Here is an 11,493-nt window from a genome sequence, read left to right on the forward strand (position 1 = left end):
CTCGGGCCACATCGTCCAGGAACAACAGGAAGTCCCGCCGATCAATGGCCTGGCCGAGTGACTCCCGCAGCGCACGGATGAGGGGGTCCTCCGCTGGTGTGGCCGCCAACCGGCTCAGCCGTTGCTCTGTCAGTGGCTCCGCCGCCAGCGTCACATCCAGCGAGGCCAGGGATTGCGCGGCCGCCGCCAGGGTTTGCCGCCCCTCGTCTCCATTCGGCGAGGGCAATACATCCCATTGGCGGTTGGTCTTGAGCGTCTCGGCAGCCCAGGTGGGCGCGGCGGAGATGGCCAGGATTACGGTTAGCGTGGTGAGGGTTTGCAGGTATCGCATCTGGGGTTCATCAATATGGGGGAGCCTCGCTTGAACAAAGCTCCCAGGGTCATTTCTGCTCTCCTGCTTGTGCCTGAAACCTGCAGACACAGAGCAGGAGCTTACAGCCGGCCATCATGTGCTATTTTCCAGTACTTTAAGGTTTTGCCAATAGTGTAGAGTAAGCCGAAAGTGGCCAGCGTTCGCACTTGGGGCGTGATTATAGATGGAAGGGAGCAGGAACCATGCGTTTGTCCAGCCCAGCATTTTCCGAAGGTGATCCCATTCCCTGGCAATACACGGCCCCGAAGGCGAACGAACTACCTCCGTTTCAAATCCAGGATGTTCCTGAGCAGGCATGCAGCCTGGTACTGATGATTGAGGACGTGGACTCTCCGCTGGGCACGCTCACGCACTGGATGGCCTGGAACATTCCACCCGATACCCAATCACTGGACGCGGTGAATCTGCCGGCGGAATGCTGCATCGGCAGAGACAGCTTCGGGAAGATAGGCTACCTGGGTCCCATCCCCCCTGAGGGGCGCCATCACTATCGGTTCTCGGTGCTGGCCCTGGACACCAAGCTAAAGCTGGAGGCTGGTGCCACCCGTCCTGCACTTGAGCGGGCCATGAAGGCGCATGTTCTCGATCAAGCCGCCCTGAACGGCATCGTTGATGCCAATCCCTCTGAAAAAAACGGTGGGAAGGACTGATGGCACGCGATCTTCGACCAGCCAGACCAGAGCGTTTCTTTTCAACGGTCAATCCGACAGTCTTTGTCGCCTCCGCGGTCATTGTCGTGGGCTTCGTGCTGTTTGGTGTGGGCGCTCCCGAGACGGCAGGGCGGGTGTTTGGGGAGATCCAGGGATTTATTACCGAGTATCTGGGGTGGGTGTACCTGCTGGCTGTCACGGTGTTCCTGGGGTTTCTGGTCTGGTTGCTGTTCAGCCGCTACGGAAGCATCAGACTGGGCGAGCCCGACGCCCGTCCCCAATTCGGTAAAGCCGCCTGGTTCAGCATGTTGTTCAGCACCGGCATGGGGATCGGCTTGGTCTTCTGGAGCATCGCCGAGCCCATTCTCCATTTCCAGAATCCGCCGACGGGGGAGGGTGGAACACCAGCGGCTGCACGCCAGGCGATGATCTACACCTTCTTCCATTGGGGGCTGCATGCCTGGGCGGTGTATGTGGTGCTGGGACTCTCGGTTGCCTATTTCAGCTACCGCCATCACCTGCCACTGACCATCCGTTCGATTTTCTACCCCTTGCTGGGCGATCGGATCTACGGGCCCATCGGCCACCTCATCGACATCCTGGCCGTGTTTGGAACGCTCTTCGGCCTCGCCACGTCGCTCGGCTTCGGCGCCATGCAGCTCAACACCGGGCTCAATGTGCTGGTGGACCTGCCCGTCTCCAAGTGGTCCCAGGTGGGGATCATCGGTTTCATTACCGGGGTCGCGGTTCTGTCGGTGATTTCCGGCCTGGACCGTGGCCTCAAGTGGCTGAGTGTGTTCAACCTCGGGCTTGCCCTCGTCATGTTGCTGTTCGTCCTGGCGCTGGGACCCACGCTCTTCATTATCCGCTTCCTGCTCGATGCGACCGGAGGCTACCTGACACAGCTCATCGAACTCAGCCTGTCCACCGACCCCATGGGCGGCTCCGAATGGCAGAAGAGCTGGACCATCTTCTACTGGGGATGGTGGATTGCCTGGTCCCCCTTCGTGGGCATCTTCATCGCCCGGATCTCCCATGGCCGAACCATCCGCGAGTTCATCGTGGGCGTGCTGATGATGCCAACCGCGTTCGTGCTGGTGTGGATGGCCACCTTCGGAGGAACCGCCCTCGAGATGGCATTGGGGCAGGGCGGCGGAGGCATCGTCGAGGCCGTCGCTGAAGACACCACAGTGGCACTGTACGTGACCCTGGAGCAGCTTCCCCTGGCCGGTATTACCTCGGCACTTGCCACACTGCTTATCGCAACCTATTTCGTCACGTCTTCTGACTCGGGCACACACGTGGTGGACGCACTGATCTCACGGGGCAGCAAGCGTTCACCACGTCGTCAGCGCGTGATCTGGGGGATTACAGAGGGCCTGGTCGCGAGCACGTTGCTTCTGGTGGGCGGCGCGGGTGCGCTCGACAGCCTGCAGACGGCTTCAGTAACGGCCGGTCTGCCTGTGGCAGTGATTCTGGCGTTCGCCTGTATCAACCTGCAGCGGGCGCTGAAGCGGGAGTATCGTGTTGAGGGTGTCGAACCGCCCTGGGGGTGAGGCCGATGAACATACCATTGATCCGGGAGCATACATGTTGAGTCACAAAAGGCGCCAATACCTGTCGGCCGCGTTCATGGTCGGTGTTGTCATCGCTCTCTCCGCCTGTGACAACGGCGTGGAGGAGAGCGAGGAAGCCACGACAGAAGCCACGACACCTGAATCCGAACAGGTTGCCATTCCACCCCGGATTGACGAGGGCGCCGGAGCCCAATCGATGCCGGCCTTTCTGGACATCCCCGCCGGGCCCGAGCGCAAGGAGGCTTTCTTCGATTACCTCGCGCCCATTGTGGAAGCCGTCAACAGCGAAGTTGAAAAGCGCCGTGAAGCGCTGCTTGCGCTGGATAAGCAGCTTGAGGCCGGGCAGTCCCCGGACCAGCAGGCCCAGGACTGGCTTGCCCGGATGACGGAACGCTATCGCGTTGACGCGGATCAGCCGGAACAACAAGTAGCGGCCCTCAAACGCCGCATCGACGTCATCCCCGTCTCCCTGGCCCTGGCCCAGGGCGCCCTTGAGTCCGCCTGGGGCACATCGCGCTTCGCCCGTCAGGGCAATAACATCTTCGGCAAGTGGTGCTTTACCAAGGGCTGTGGAATTGTGCCCGCCCAGCGCCGCGCCGATGCCACACATGAGGTCGCCAGCTATGACAACGTGGCTGATGCCGTGCGTGATTACATCCACCATCTGAACAGCCATCCGGTCTACGAACCGTTGAGGGAACGGCGGGCTCAGGCGCGCAACAAAGGCCAGGCCCCGGAGGGGAGCGATCTTGCAGCGGGTCTTGAGAAATACTCCGCCAAGGGTGAAGGCTACATCCGGCTCATCCGCCGCGTGATCAAGGCCAACAACCTGGCTGCTCCCCATTGATCCCTGGCCCAACTCATCGAACAATGGCGATGAATCATTCGATGGCCGGCTTGCTCTATGCTCAACTTTCTCCCCAAACCCTTACTCGGCGTACTGAACTCCCTGCTGCTCGCGGTGAACACCGTCTTCTGGTGTGTGCTGCTCTATATCCCGGGCATACTGAAGCTGATCATCCCGATCCGTGCCTGGCGGGTGTTCTGCACCCGCCTGATCATCGGGATCTCGCAGTGCTGGGTGGCCTGCAACAGTGGCTGGATGCGCCTCACCCACCGCACCACCTGGGATGTCTCCGGGGTGGAAGGGCTCAGCCGCGAGGGCTGGTACCTGGTGATGAGCAACCATCAGAGCTGGGTGGATATTTTCGCCCTGCAGCACATCTTTAACCGGCGCATTCCGTTCCTGAAGTTCTTCCTCAAACAGGAGCTGATCTGGGTGCCGGTGATCGGGCTGGCCTGGTGGGCGCTCGACTTTCCGTTCATGAAGCGCTATTCCCGGGAGTATCTGCAGAAACACCCGGAGAAACGCGGCGAGGACATGGAGGCCACCCGCCGCGCCTGTGAGAAATTCCGCTATACCCCGGTCAGCGTGATGAACTTCCCGGAAGGTACCCGCTTCACCCCCGAGAAACACGACAGCCAGAAATCCCCCTACAAGCATCTGCTGCGCCCCAAGGCCGGCGGCACCGCCTTCGTTCTGGAAGCCATGGGCGACACCCTCTCCACTCTGCTCGACATTACCATTGCCTACCCCAACGGCCGCCCCGGGCTCTGGGAATTCATGTGCGGGCGGGTCACCCATATCGTCATCCGTGTTGAGCAGGTGCCCATTCCACAGCATCTGCTGGGCGGCAATTACAACGAGGATGAAAACCACCGCCAACAGGTCAAGCAGTGGCAGGAAGCACTTTGGGAGCGCAAGGATCAGTTGCTCGATGAGCTGAAGTCAAAGGATTAGCGCTCCGGCAGCTTTTCCAGATAGCCCTTTAAAGCACCCTAATAGAAATGGTTGCGCGGATTTGAGAGGCGGATGAGGGGATTCTCAGGTAGATAAGGCCGCCGGGTGGAACCGGCGGCGCCTTCGGTCAGCGCGAGCCCGGTCGCGGCTCGGCTGTCGCTGGGCTACTTGTTGAGGTACGCCGCAATCTGGTCCTTAAGCGCCACGCGCTTTTTGCGGGCATCTTCCTCTGTGGGCGTGGCCACCGGCTCAACTTCCGTTTCCATACGGTGAATGGTGCGGTTTATTTCGTGGTACTCATCCACCAGTTCGGCAAAGTGTGCGTCCGACTGTTTGAGCTCAGAGATGCGATCGGTGTGTTCCGGGAATTCTTCCGCCAGTTCGTGCGGGGTGTGACTCATAGGGTCTCCATCTTACTCGGTGATTGGCGTCAAAGTTTTTGATCGCAATCACCAGTCTGCCATCACTGCGGAGAGCTGTCGTTGCAGATTCTCAATCCTGGAAACTCTGGCTGGTGCATGCTCTTTCGGATGAAAGGTGACGAGATCATCTTAACGAAGATGACACGGAGCGAAGCTTAGGGTGGACCCCGTAGTCCTGTTGGAATTGGGAGAGGAAAACCGTGCGCATCAGCAGTGATATCGGCGTCATTTCGGATACCCATGGCCAGGTGAGGCCCGAGGCCCTGAGGGCTCTGGCCGACTGTGAGCTGATTCTTCACGTGGGTGACATCGGCAAGCCAGGGGTTATGGATGCCCTGAGCGAGCAGGCGCAGGTCGTGGCGATAAGGGGCAACGTGGACCACGGGGACTGGGCCCTGGTCTATCCGGAAACGCAGGAACTCACCGTTAACGGCCTACGTATCCAGATGGTCCATCGTCACCAGGACATCGAGACCCTGTTGCCGGACAGGTCCTGCGATGTCGTCCTGTTCGGGCACTCCCACAAACCCTTCAATGAGATCCAGGATGGCGTGCTCTATTTCAACCCGGGTAGCGCGGGCCCACGCCGCTTCAGCCTGCCTGTTACGGTTGGGCTACTACGGGTTACCGATAGCGGTGTGGAAGGTCAGATCCAGGAACTGGATGTTCCAGGACCCCGAAAGCGTCGATGATTGCGGATCTTGCGGTCTTTCTTGCCGTGGCGCCGTTTCCCGTTACTCCCGGATACCCGCATCAAGCATTGTACGGAGCGACTTCCTCTGCGATACGCGAACCACGCTGCACCTGCGCCTCACGCAGTTCGTATTCCATCTGCAGCTTCAGCCAGAACCGTTCGCTGGTGTTGAAATAACGGGCCAGGCGCATGGCGGTATCCGCTGTAATGCCCCGGTTTTCGCGCACGATCTCATTCATGCGCGTAGCGGGAACGCGGAGCGCCTTCGAGAGTGCATTCACGCTCATACCCGTGGGCTCCAGATACTCTTCGCGGAGGATCTCACCAGGGTGGATAGGGCGCATGCCGTTGTCCGTCATCAGTCTTGCCCGTCCGGGAAAACGTCTGTGTTTCCTTACACCGAAAGCTTCTGATCATTTGTTGAATGTATAACGTTTAACGGTAAGCGTCAAAAGGGCACAATGAATTAAAGGCGTAGGGAAAGACGGGCGTAAGCTGACCCTGACCCCGTTCATGAAGTAGGCTCTTCCATAATGACGGAACACAACCAACAACGCCCAGTAACCGACAGCAAGGAGGCTGTATGAGTGCAATTGTGATTTTTGAAGACGAGAGCCAACCGGTGGAGGTCCGCTTGGAAGGTGAGACTGTCTGGCTCACCCAGAAGCAGATGGCGGAGCTTTTCGGCAAGGATCTTCGTACCGTCAACGAACACGTTGGCAATGTGTATCAAGAGGGGGAGCTGGACCGGGAGGGAACTATCCGGAAATTCCGGATAGTTCGCCAAGAGGGCAAACGACAGGTCCAGCGTGCCGTTGAGCATTACAATCTCGATGTCATTATTTCCGTGGGCTATCGAGTCAAATCCCAACGGGGCGTGCGCTTTCGCCAGTGGGCAACCCGCGTCCTCCGCGAACACCTGACCCAGGGCTACAGCCTTAACGAGTACCGCTTGGCCCAGCAAGGCCTGTCCGAGCTGGAACAGGCCGTGGAACTACTGGGCCAGACGCTCACCCGGCAGGCGCTGGTCTCCGATGTGGGGCAGGAGGTGGTAAGCCTGATCCTCGGCTACGCGCGCACCTGGCGCCTGCTTCTCGATTACGACGAGGGTGGCCTGGGTATTCCGGAGGGCGCGCGCCCTGCACGTGGTGTATTGAACTTCAACGAGGCTCGTCGCGCCCTGGACGCACTGGCCGGGGAACTGCGGGAGCGGGGTGAAGCCAGCGAGCTGTTTGCCCGGGATCGAGGCGAGGGGCTCGAAGCCATTCTGGGGAACCTGGAACAGAGCATGTTCGGTGAACCCCTGTACAAAACCCGCGAAGAACGCGCCGCTCATCTGCTGTATTTCGTCATCAAGAACCACCCTTTCTCGGATGGCAACAAGCGCTCCGGTGCCTTTCTGTTCGTCCTCTACCTGCGCCAGGAAGGCATGCGCCTGACTCTGAACGAGCAGGGGCTGACGGCCCTTACGTTGTTGATTGCAGAGAGCGACCCTAAAGCCAAGGATCTGATGGTGCGCCTGGTGATGAACCTGCTGGCAACGGATCCCTATTAAACTTGCAGAAGCGCAGAAGCGCAGAAGCGCAGAAGTGGGGCAGTTGGTTGGCTGGAATTGAGAGAGGCAAACCGTGCGCATCAGCAGTGATATTGGCATCATTTCAGATACCCATGGCCAGGTGAGGCCCGAGGCCCTGAGCGCTCTGGCTGATTGTGAGCTGATCCTGCACGTGGGTGACATTGGCAAGCCAGAGGTGATGGATGCGCTGAGCGAGCGGGCCCACGCCGCTTCAGCCTTCCCGTTACGGTCGGTCGAATAAGGGTTACCGATAGCGGTGTGGAGGGCCATATCCAGGAACTGGATGTTCCTGGGCCCCGTAGGCGTAAGTAATGGTCGAGCTCGGGTAGCTTGAATGCTATACGCAATGTGCGTATAGTTTTTTGTGGAGGACAAGGAGTGTCATGAAAGCCGTTTTTATCGAGCTTCCTCCGTTTGAGCGCCATCGAAGTGATTATCTCGATGACTTGAGCTTCAAGGAGTTGCAACGGGATTTGATGGAAAATCCCGACAGGGGAGACCGGATCCAGGGAACGGGAGGCCTGCGTAAACTTCGTTTCAAAGGGAAGGGCAAGGGCCGGCGTGGCGGTTTGCGGATTATTTACTACTGGTTCGTTGACGGGCAACAGTTCTGGCTATTCACGCTGTACAGCAAAGGCGAAATGGCCGACCTGACTGAAGATGAGAAAAGGGTCCTGAAACAACTGTTGGAGCACGAAAAGGCTCAAAGAGGCGGGAGGTAGCCCCATGAAACGTAACCTGTTCGAAGAATTGAGCGAGGGCTTTGACGCTCTTGAAAAAGAACGCGGGGGTAAAATTACCCTGCGCACTCACCAGGTTAAGCAACAGCCAGCGCCTACGATTTCCAACCAGGAGATTCGGGAGCTGCGCGAAAGCCTGAATCTTTCCCGTGGCGTATTTGCCGCTCGACTTAGGGTGTCTGCCCGTACCCTGGAGAACTGGGAGCAGGGCCGAAGCAATCCCCCTTCCCATTCGGCACTGCTGCTGCGCATGCTTCAGAAATACCCGGATACTCTGGAACGTATGGAAAGCGTTTGATCACTTGGTGGGACGATGTCCTTATCATCACCGCCAACCAAGATTTCTAGGAGCTTTCAAGTGTCTGCTGTATAGGGAGCGTACCAAAGGACGCCGCCGCCTACGACATCACGTTTCCGGAACACGACTTTGCCATGCAGTGGAACCTCAACGAAGACGAGGGCCGCTACCTGGAAAAGGAACATTCCGTTGAACAGGTCGGCTGTATCCATACCGTGCAGGGCCTGGAGCTGGACTACGTGGGCGTCATCATCGGTCCGGACCTGATCGTGCGCGAAGGCCGTGTTATCACCCAGCCCCAGGAGCGCGCCAAGACCGACCGTTCCCTTCACGGCTACAAGAAGGCACGCAAGCAATACCCGGAAGAGGCCGACGCCCGCGCCGAGGCCATCATCAAGAACACCTATCGCACCCTGATGAGCCGGGGTCTGAAAGGCTGTCTCATCTACTGCACGGACGCGGAAACCCAAGAATATTTCCGGCAACAGATCGCGCTCGCCTTTGCCGAGGAGGAACCGGAACCAGCAACGGAATCGGCCCCCGCCAATCGGCCTGCAACGGAAGACCCTACAACTCAGCCGGAAGAGGGCGTGCGATTTCTATCGGCTGCAGAGGTTGGCGACGACGATAACGCCGTTCCATTCATCGATCTTCCTGTGGCCGCCGGCGATTTCGCGGAAAGCTTTGCTGAAATCCAGAACCCCCAGCAGGCCGAAACCTGGATCGGGCTTCCGGACATGTACCGAGCCAAGCCGGGACTCTTCGCGACGCGCGTGGAAGGCGAATCCATGAACCGTCGCATACCCAGCGGCTCGCTGTGCCTGTTCGAGGCCAATCCCGGAGGCAGTCGCAACGGCCGGGCGATGCTGGTCTACCGTCGCGATATACAGGACCCGGACCACGGGGGTGGCCTTACCGTGAAGGTGTACCACAGCGAGAAGGTGCCGAATCCGGACCATGAGTGGGAACACCGACGGATCGTTCTCGCCTGCGATACGATGGCGCCGGGTTATGAGGATATTGCTCTGGACGAAGCCCAGGCGGGAGAGCTTCAGGTGTTGGGGGAGTTCAAAGGGACACTGGAGCGGTGACAGCGGTTACGCTGAGCGCTCCAGTGTCGTCAGCTTTAGCTCATAACCACAGGCATGTGCATAGCGGGTGAGCATCTTCCAGCTCGGGTTGCTCCGTCCGTGCTCCAACCTGCTCACGTTGGATTTCTGCGTCCCCATGCGTTCAGCAAGTTCCTGCTGGGTCAGGCCCGCGCCATTGCGCATGGAAAGGAGTTGGTCGATCAGCTCGAATTCCGGAGCCAGCTTGTCGTACTCGGCCTTCACCTTGTCGTCTTGAAGGGCCTTCTTCTTAAGCGTATCGAGGCTCATCGTTTTTTCACCTCCTTTATGCGCTCCCGCGCGAGCTTTATATCCTTACCAGGAATCTTCTGGTCCTTTTTCACAAATACATGGAGAACCTTCACTCGGCTTCCTTCCATGTAGCAAAACAGCCCCCTCGCTATGCCTTCCTTGGCTTTGGCGCGAATCTCGAAAAGGCCTTCCCCCAGTGCCTTCGTGTGAGGCTCTCCAAGGTTCGCCCCATGTTTCTCCATCAGCTCCAGCAGGTGGATCATTCGTGCCTGGAGTTTAGGGGGCAGCCCTAGAATGGCGTCTTCAACGCCTGCGTAGAACTCTATCGTCCAATCCATGGAGTATCACTGTTTCCTTTTATGGTTATCTTATGTGATAACTGCGCGTCGATCAATAATAGGGCAGGTCAATCCCCTGAAAAACAAAAGGCCCCGGTGACTCCACCGGGGCCTTTTTTCGACCGGGCATCCCCAATCCTTTCTAAACAGAATGGATGGTAAAAAGGTTGTCCGCAACGGTTCTGGCCGTGAGCCTTCGATCAGCTTGAGCTGACCTGCCTCGAGTGAATTGACAGCCGTATGTTCCCGTTCCTGCCGCTTTCTTATTCTCGTTCCTCTTGTAACAGTGTCACCATCCTTGACAGATCCTTTTCCGGATTCCGTTCTGCAATAGCGGACAGCAGTTCAGGCGCCGTCATTCCTTTGTTCTGATCTTCTATTTCCGGGTCGGCCCCTTTTTGCAGAAAGAACTCGGCAAGCCGTGGCTCGTTGAGCAGGACCGCCTCATGCAATGGGGGATAACCGGTCACCGACGAGAAACCGTTGATCTGTGCGCCTTCAGAAAGGGCGAGCTCCATGATCTCCTGAGCTTGCTCGGGATCTGTTGGGTAAGCGCCGATTGCCAGGTGAAGCACGCTCTGGGCATCGCCGCTTTCTCTTTCATTAGTCAGTTGATGCTCAAGATACCTGCGGCAGGCGAATTGAGGGATATGAGTGCCGCTGTCACCGATAGCGCAGGAGGCATTGGTGTCAGGGCTACTTGCCTGCAGGACGTAGAAGCTCAGGCCGGAATAGCCGAGAAGGCCAACAATCAGTAGACCGGCGATTGAGAATAGCCATTTCATAGTACGTATTTGCAGAAGGCATAAATGAAGGCGAGTAAGACCGTGAAGGAAAGCGATAGCACGTAAAGCCAGCTCAGCCCGACCTGCAGGGTGTTAGCTTCGCCCCGAAAATCAATGTGGCCATAGGTTCCGGTTAGCAGGGCTACAGGGTTGTGGTCAGGGTTACGCCGTCTCGCACGCGCCTCGAGCTTTTCCCAATCAACGTTGACGACGATATAGAACGCATAGCCCACCGGTCGTGCTATGAAAGTCCCTATTGGTCCAATCCAGAAATCCGGAGATTCCCGATTGTGTACTTTCCGGTCAAAGTATCGGCCTAAAAGGGGATACGCCAGGATCATGAGTGGGATAACCGGAAACATCACGATCGGAATCATATAGCCCAGAATGAGGCTGTCGCATGGATTGGGTATGAATATCACGAAGCGTCCTCAGTCGGTTAACGCGTTGGCGGATGCGTCAAAAATATCCCGGACAAGGAGATCGATAATGACAGCAGAAAGCGCGGATGCAGCTGCGACGCTGACGATTAGCGTCAGCCCGGTTGGAGCCAACACCAGGGTTAAACCGAGCGTTACGCCCTGGGCTACAATTGAGGCACCGCCCAGAGAAAACGCAAGGCTCGTTGCTTCCTTGGCCAGTTGATAATCCTTGTTGTCACTGTACATGACCCGAGTCCCACGACTCACAAGATCAAGCGCAAACGTCCCTTTACTCAGAACCCGCGTTGCACCAAGACCCAGGTTGAGTCTCTTTGTCTCGGGGAGGGAACTGATGGGGCTGCCACCGCTCTTGAAGGAAGATTCAACGCCGCCGGCGAAACTCCGGAAAGGATTGTGCACCCAGCTCTTGTAGCGGGAGTTCCGGGTCATTGTTTC

The 11,493-nt window shown here is 58.0% G+C and carries 18 protein-coding genes; 10 read left to right on the top strand and 8 right to left on the bottom strand.

Features of this window, described 5'->3' with window-relative positions; genetic code table 11:
• Positions 1-331: hypothetical protein (locus QZ501_RS13025; protein ID WP_295720057.1), on the bottom strand; the 331-nt coding region annotated here is incomplete at its 3' end.
• Between the two features lie 224 nt (positions 332-555).
• Here QZ501_RS13025 and QZ501_RS13030 point away from each other — a divergent pair.
• From QZ501_RS13030 to QZ501_RS13045, 4 genes are read left to right on the top strand one after another with little or no spacing between them, the layout of a single operon-like run.
• A complete protein-coding gene (locus tag QZ501_RS13030; protein ID WP_295720059.1) occupies positions 556-1,023 on the top strand; it encodes a YbhB/YbcL family Raf kinase inhibitor-like protein in 468 nt (155 codons plus the stop codon).
• Positions 1,023-2,579 (top strand): BCCT family transporter, encoded by a 1,557-nt coding sequence (locus tag QZ501_RS13035; RefSeq protein ID WP_295720061.1) that lies wholly within the window; start codon positions 1,023-1,025, stop codon positions 2,577-2,579. Before QZ501_RS13030 ends, QZ501_RS13035 begins: the two co-directional genes overlap by 1 nt.
• Before the next feature lie 34 nt (positions 2,580-2,613).
• Positions 2,614-3,447, top strand: a complete 834-nt coding sequence (locus tag QZ501_RS13040) for a glucosaminidase domain-containing protein (protein WP_295720063.1) — start codon at positions 2,614-2,616, stop codon at positions 3,445-3,447.
• A 57-nt stretch (positions 3,448-3,504) separates the two neighbouring features.
• On the top strand, positions 3,505-4,401 hold the full coding sequence (locus QZ501_RS13045) for an acyltransferase (RefSeq protein ID WP_160898605.1): 897 nt from the start codon (positions 3,505-3,507) through the stop codon (positions 4,399-4,401).
• A gap of 164 nt (positions 4,402-4,565) precedes the next feature.
• On the opposite strand, the gene QZ501_RS13050 is transcribed toward QZ501_RS13045, so the two are convergent.
• A complete protein-coding gene (locus QZ501_RS13050) occupies positions 4,566-4,802 on the bottom strand; it encodes a DUF465 domain-containing protein (protein WP_151440931.1) in 237 nt (78 codons plus the stop codon).
• Between the two features lie 221 nt (positions 4,803-5,023).
• On the opposite strand from QZ501_RS13050, the gene QZ501_RS13055 reads away from it, so the two are divergent.
• Positions 5,024-5,515, top strand: a complete 492-nt coding sequence (locus QZ501_RS13055) for a metallophosphoesterase family protein (protein ID WP_295720068.1) — start codon at positions 5,024-5,026, stop codon at positions 5,513-5,515.
• A 61-nt stretch (positions 5,516-5,576) separates the two neighbouring features.
• Here the strand turns inward: QZ501_RS13055 and QZ501_RS13060 are convergent, their stop codons facing one another.
• Complete coding sequence (locus tag QZ501_RS13060; protein ID WP_295720069.1) at positions 5,577-5,876, bottom strand: HigA family addiction module antitoxin; 300 nt, start codon at positions 5,874-5,876, stop codon at positions 5,577-5,579.
• Positions 5,877-6,100: 224 nt separating this feature from the next.
• Here QZ501_RS13060 and rhuM point away from each other — a divergent pair, with 224 nt between their 5' ends.
• The 5 genes from rhuM (at position 6,101) to QZ501_RS13085 (ending at position 9,222) form a co-directional block, all read left to right on the top strand.
• Positions 6,101-7,072 (top strand): RhuM family protein, encoded by a 972-nt coding sequence (rhuM, locus tag QZ501_RS13065; protein ID WP_295720071.1) that lies wholly within the window; start codon positions 6,101-6,103, stop codon positions 7,070-7,072.
• A 73-nt stretch (positions 7,073-7,145) separates the two neighbouring features.
• Entirely contained in the window at positions 7,146-7,334 is a 189-nt protein-coding gene (locus QZ501_RS13070) for a metallophosphoesterase family protein (RefSeq protein ID WP_295720072.1), read from the top strand.
• A gap of 142 nt (positions 7,335-7,476) precedes the next feature.
• A complete protein-coding gene (locus QZ501_RS13075) occupies positions 7,477-7,815 on the top strand; it encodes a type II toxin-antitoxin system RelE/ParE family toxin (protein WP_295720075.1) in 339 nt (112 codons plus the stop codon).
• 4 nt (positions 7,816-7,819) lie between these two features.
• On the top strand, positions 7,820-8,131 hold the full coding sequence (locus QZ501_RS13080) for a helix-turn-helix domain-containing protein (protein ID WP_295720077.1): 312 nt from the start codon (positions 7,820-7,822) through the stop codon (positions 8,129-8,131).
• 71 nt (positions 8,132-8,202) lie between these two features.
• Positions 8,203-9,222: a DNA/RNA helicase domain-containing protein gene (locus QZ501_RS13085; RefSeq protein WP_363174790.1), complete on the top strand. Its 1,020-nt coding sequence runs from the start codon at positions 8,203-8,205 to the stop codon at positions 9,220-9,222.
• Positions 9,223-9,228: 6 nt separating this feature from the next.
• Here QZ501_RS13085 and QZ501_RS13090 read toward each other — a convergent pair whose 3' ends face one another.
• From QZ501_RS13090 to QZ501_RS13110, 5 genes are all read right to left on the bottom strand, one after another.
• The gene (locus QZ501_RS13090) at positions 9,229-9,510 is read right to left on the bottom strand and encodes a helix-turn-helix transcriptional regulator (RefSeq protein ID WP_295720079.1); all 282 of its coding nucleotides are present in this window, start codon (positions 9,508-9,510) and stop codon (positions 9,229-9,231) included.
• Complete coding sequence (locus QZ501_RS13095) at positions 9,507-9,830, bottom strand: type II toxin-antitoxin system RelE/ParE family toxin (protein ID WP_295720081.1); 324 nt, start codon at positions 9,828-9,830, stop codon at positions 9,507-9,509. Before QZ501_RS13095 ends, QZ501_RS13090 begins: the two co-directional genes overlap by 4 nt.
• 263 nt (positions 9,831-10,093) lie before the next feature.
• Positions 10,094-10,615 (bottom strand): hypothetical protein, encoded by a 522-nt coding sequence (locus QZ501_RS13100; protein ID WP_295720083.1) that lies wholly within the window; start codon positions 10,613-10,615, stop codon positions 10,094-10,096.
• On the bottom strand, positions 10,612-11,037 hold the full coding sequence (locus QZ501_RS13105; RefSeq protein WP_295720086.1) for a hypothetical protein: 426 nt from the start codon (positions 11,035-11,037) through the stop codon (positions 10,612-10,614). The genes QZ501_RS13100 and QZ501_RS13105 overlap by 4 nt, the downstream gene beginning before the upstream one ends.
• A 9-nt stretch (positions 11,038-11,046) precedes the next feature.
• A partial coding sequence (locus QZ501_RS13110; RefSeq protein WP_295720088.1) for a hypothetical protein occupies positions 11,047-11,493 on the bottom strand: 447 nt, incomplete at its 5' end.

Source organism: uncultured Halovibrio sp., from assembly GCF_913056445.1.
Classification (GTDB): Bacteria; Pseudomonadota; Gammaproteobacteria; order Pseudomonadales; family Oleiphilaceae; genus Halospina; species Halospina utahensis_B.

Bases quoted from the DNA above. Each gene is read 5' to 3' on its own strand.
- QZ501_RS13030 (WP_295720059.1), top strand. From the start codon at position 556: ATGCGTTTGTCCAGCCCAGCATTTTCCGAAGGTGATCCCATTCCCTGG.
- QZ501_RS13035 (WP_295720061.1), top strand. From the start codon at position 1,023: ATGGCACGCGATCTTCGACCAGCCAGACCAGAGCGTTTCTTTTCAACG.
- QZ501_RS13040 (WP_295720063.1), top strand. From the start codon at position 2,614: ATGTTGAGTCACAAAAGGCGCCAATACCTGTCGGCCGCGTTCATGGTC.
- QZ501_RS13045 (WP_160898605.1), top strand. From the start codon at position 3,505: ATGCTCAACTTTCTCCCCAAACCCTTACTCGGCGTACTGAACTCCCTG.
- QZ501_RS13050 (WP_151440931.1), bottom strand. From the start codon at position 4,802: ATGAGTCACACCCCGCACGAACTGGCGGAAGAATTCCCGGAACACACC.
- QZ501_RS13060 (WP_295720069.1), bottom strand. From the start codon at position 5,876: ATGACGGACAACGGCATGCGCCCTATCCACCCTGGTGAGATCCTCCGC.
- rhuM (WP_295720071.1), top strand. From the start codon at position 6,101: ATGAGTGCAATTGTGATTTTTGAAGACGAGAGCCAACCGGTGGAGGTC.
- QZ501_RS13075 (WP_295720075.1), top strand. From the start codon at position 7,477: ATGAAAGCCGTTTTTATCGAGCTTCCTCCGTTTGAGCGCCATCGAAGT.
- QZ501_RS13080 (WP_295720077.1), top strand. From the start codon at position 7,820: ATGAAACGTAACCTGTTCGAAGAATTGAGCGAGGGCTTTGACGCTCTT.
- QZ501_RS13090 (WP_295720079.1), bottom strand. From the start codon at position 9,510: ATGAGCCTCGATACGCTTAAGAAGAAGGCCCTTCAAGACGACAAGGTG.
- QZ501_RS13095 (WP_295720081.1), bottom strand. From the start codon at position 9,830: ATGGATTGGACGATAGAGTTCTACGCAGGCGTTGAAGACGCCATTCTA.
- QZ501_RS13100 (WP_295720083.1), bottom strand. From the start codon at position 10,615: ATGAAATGGCTATTCTCAATCGCCGGTCTACTGATTGTTGGCCTTCTC.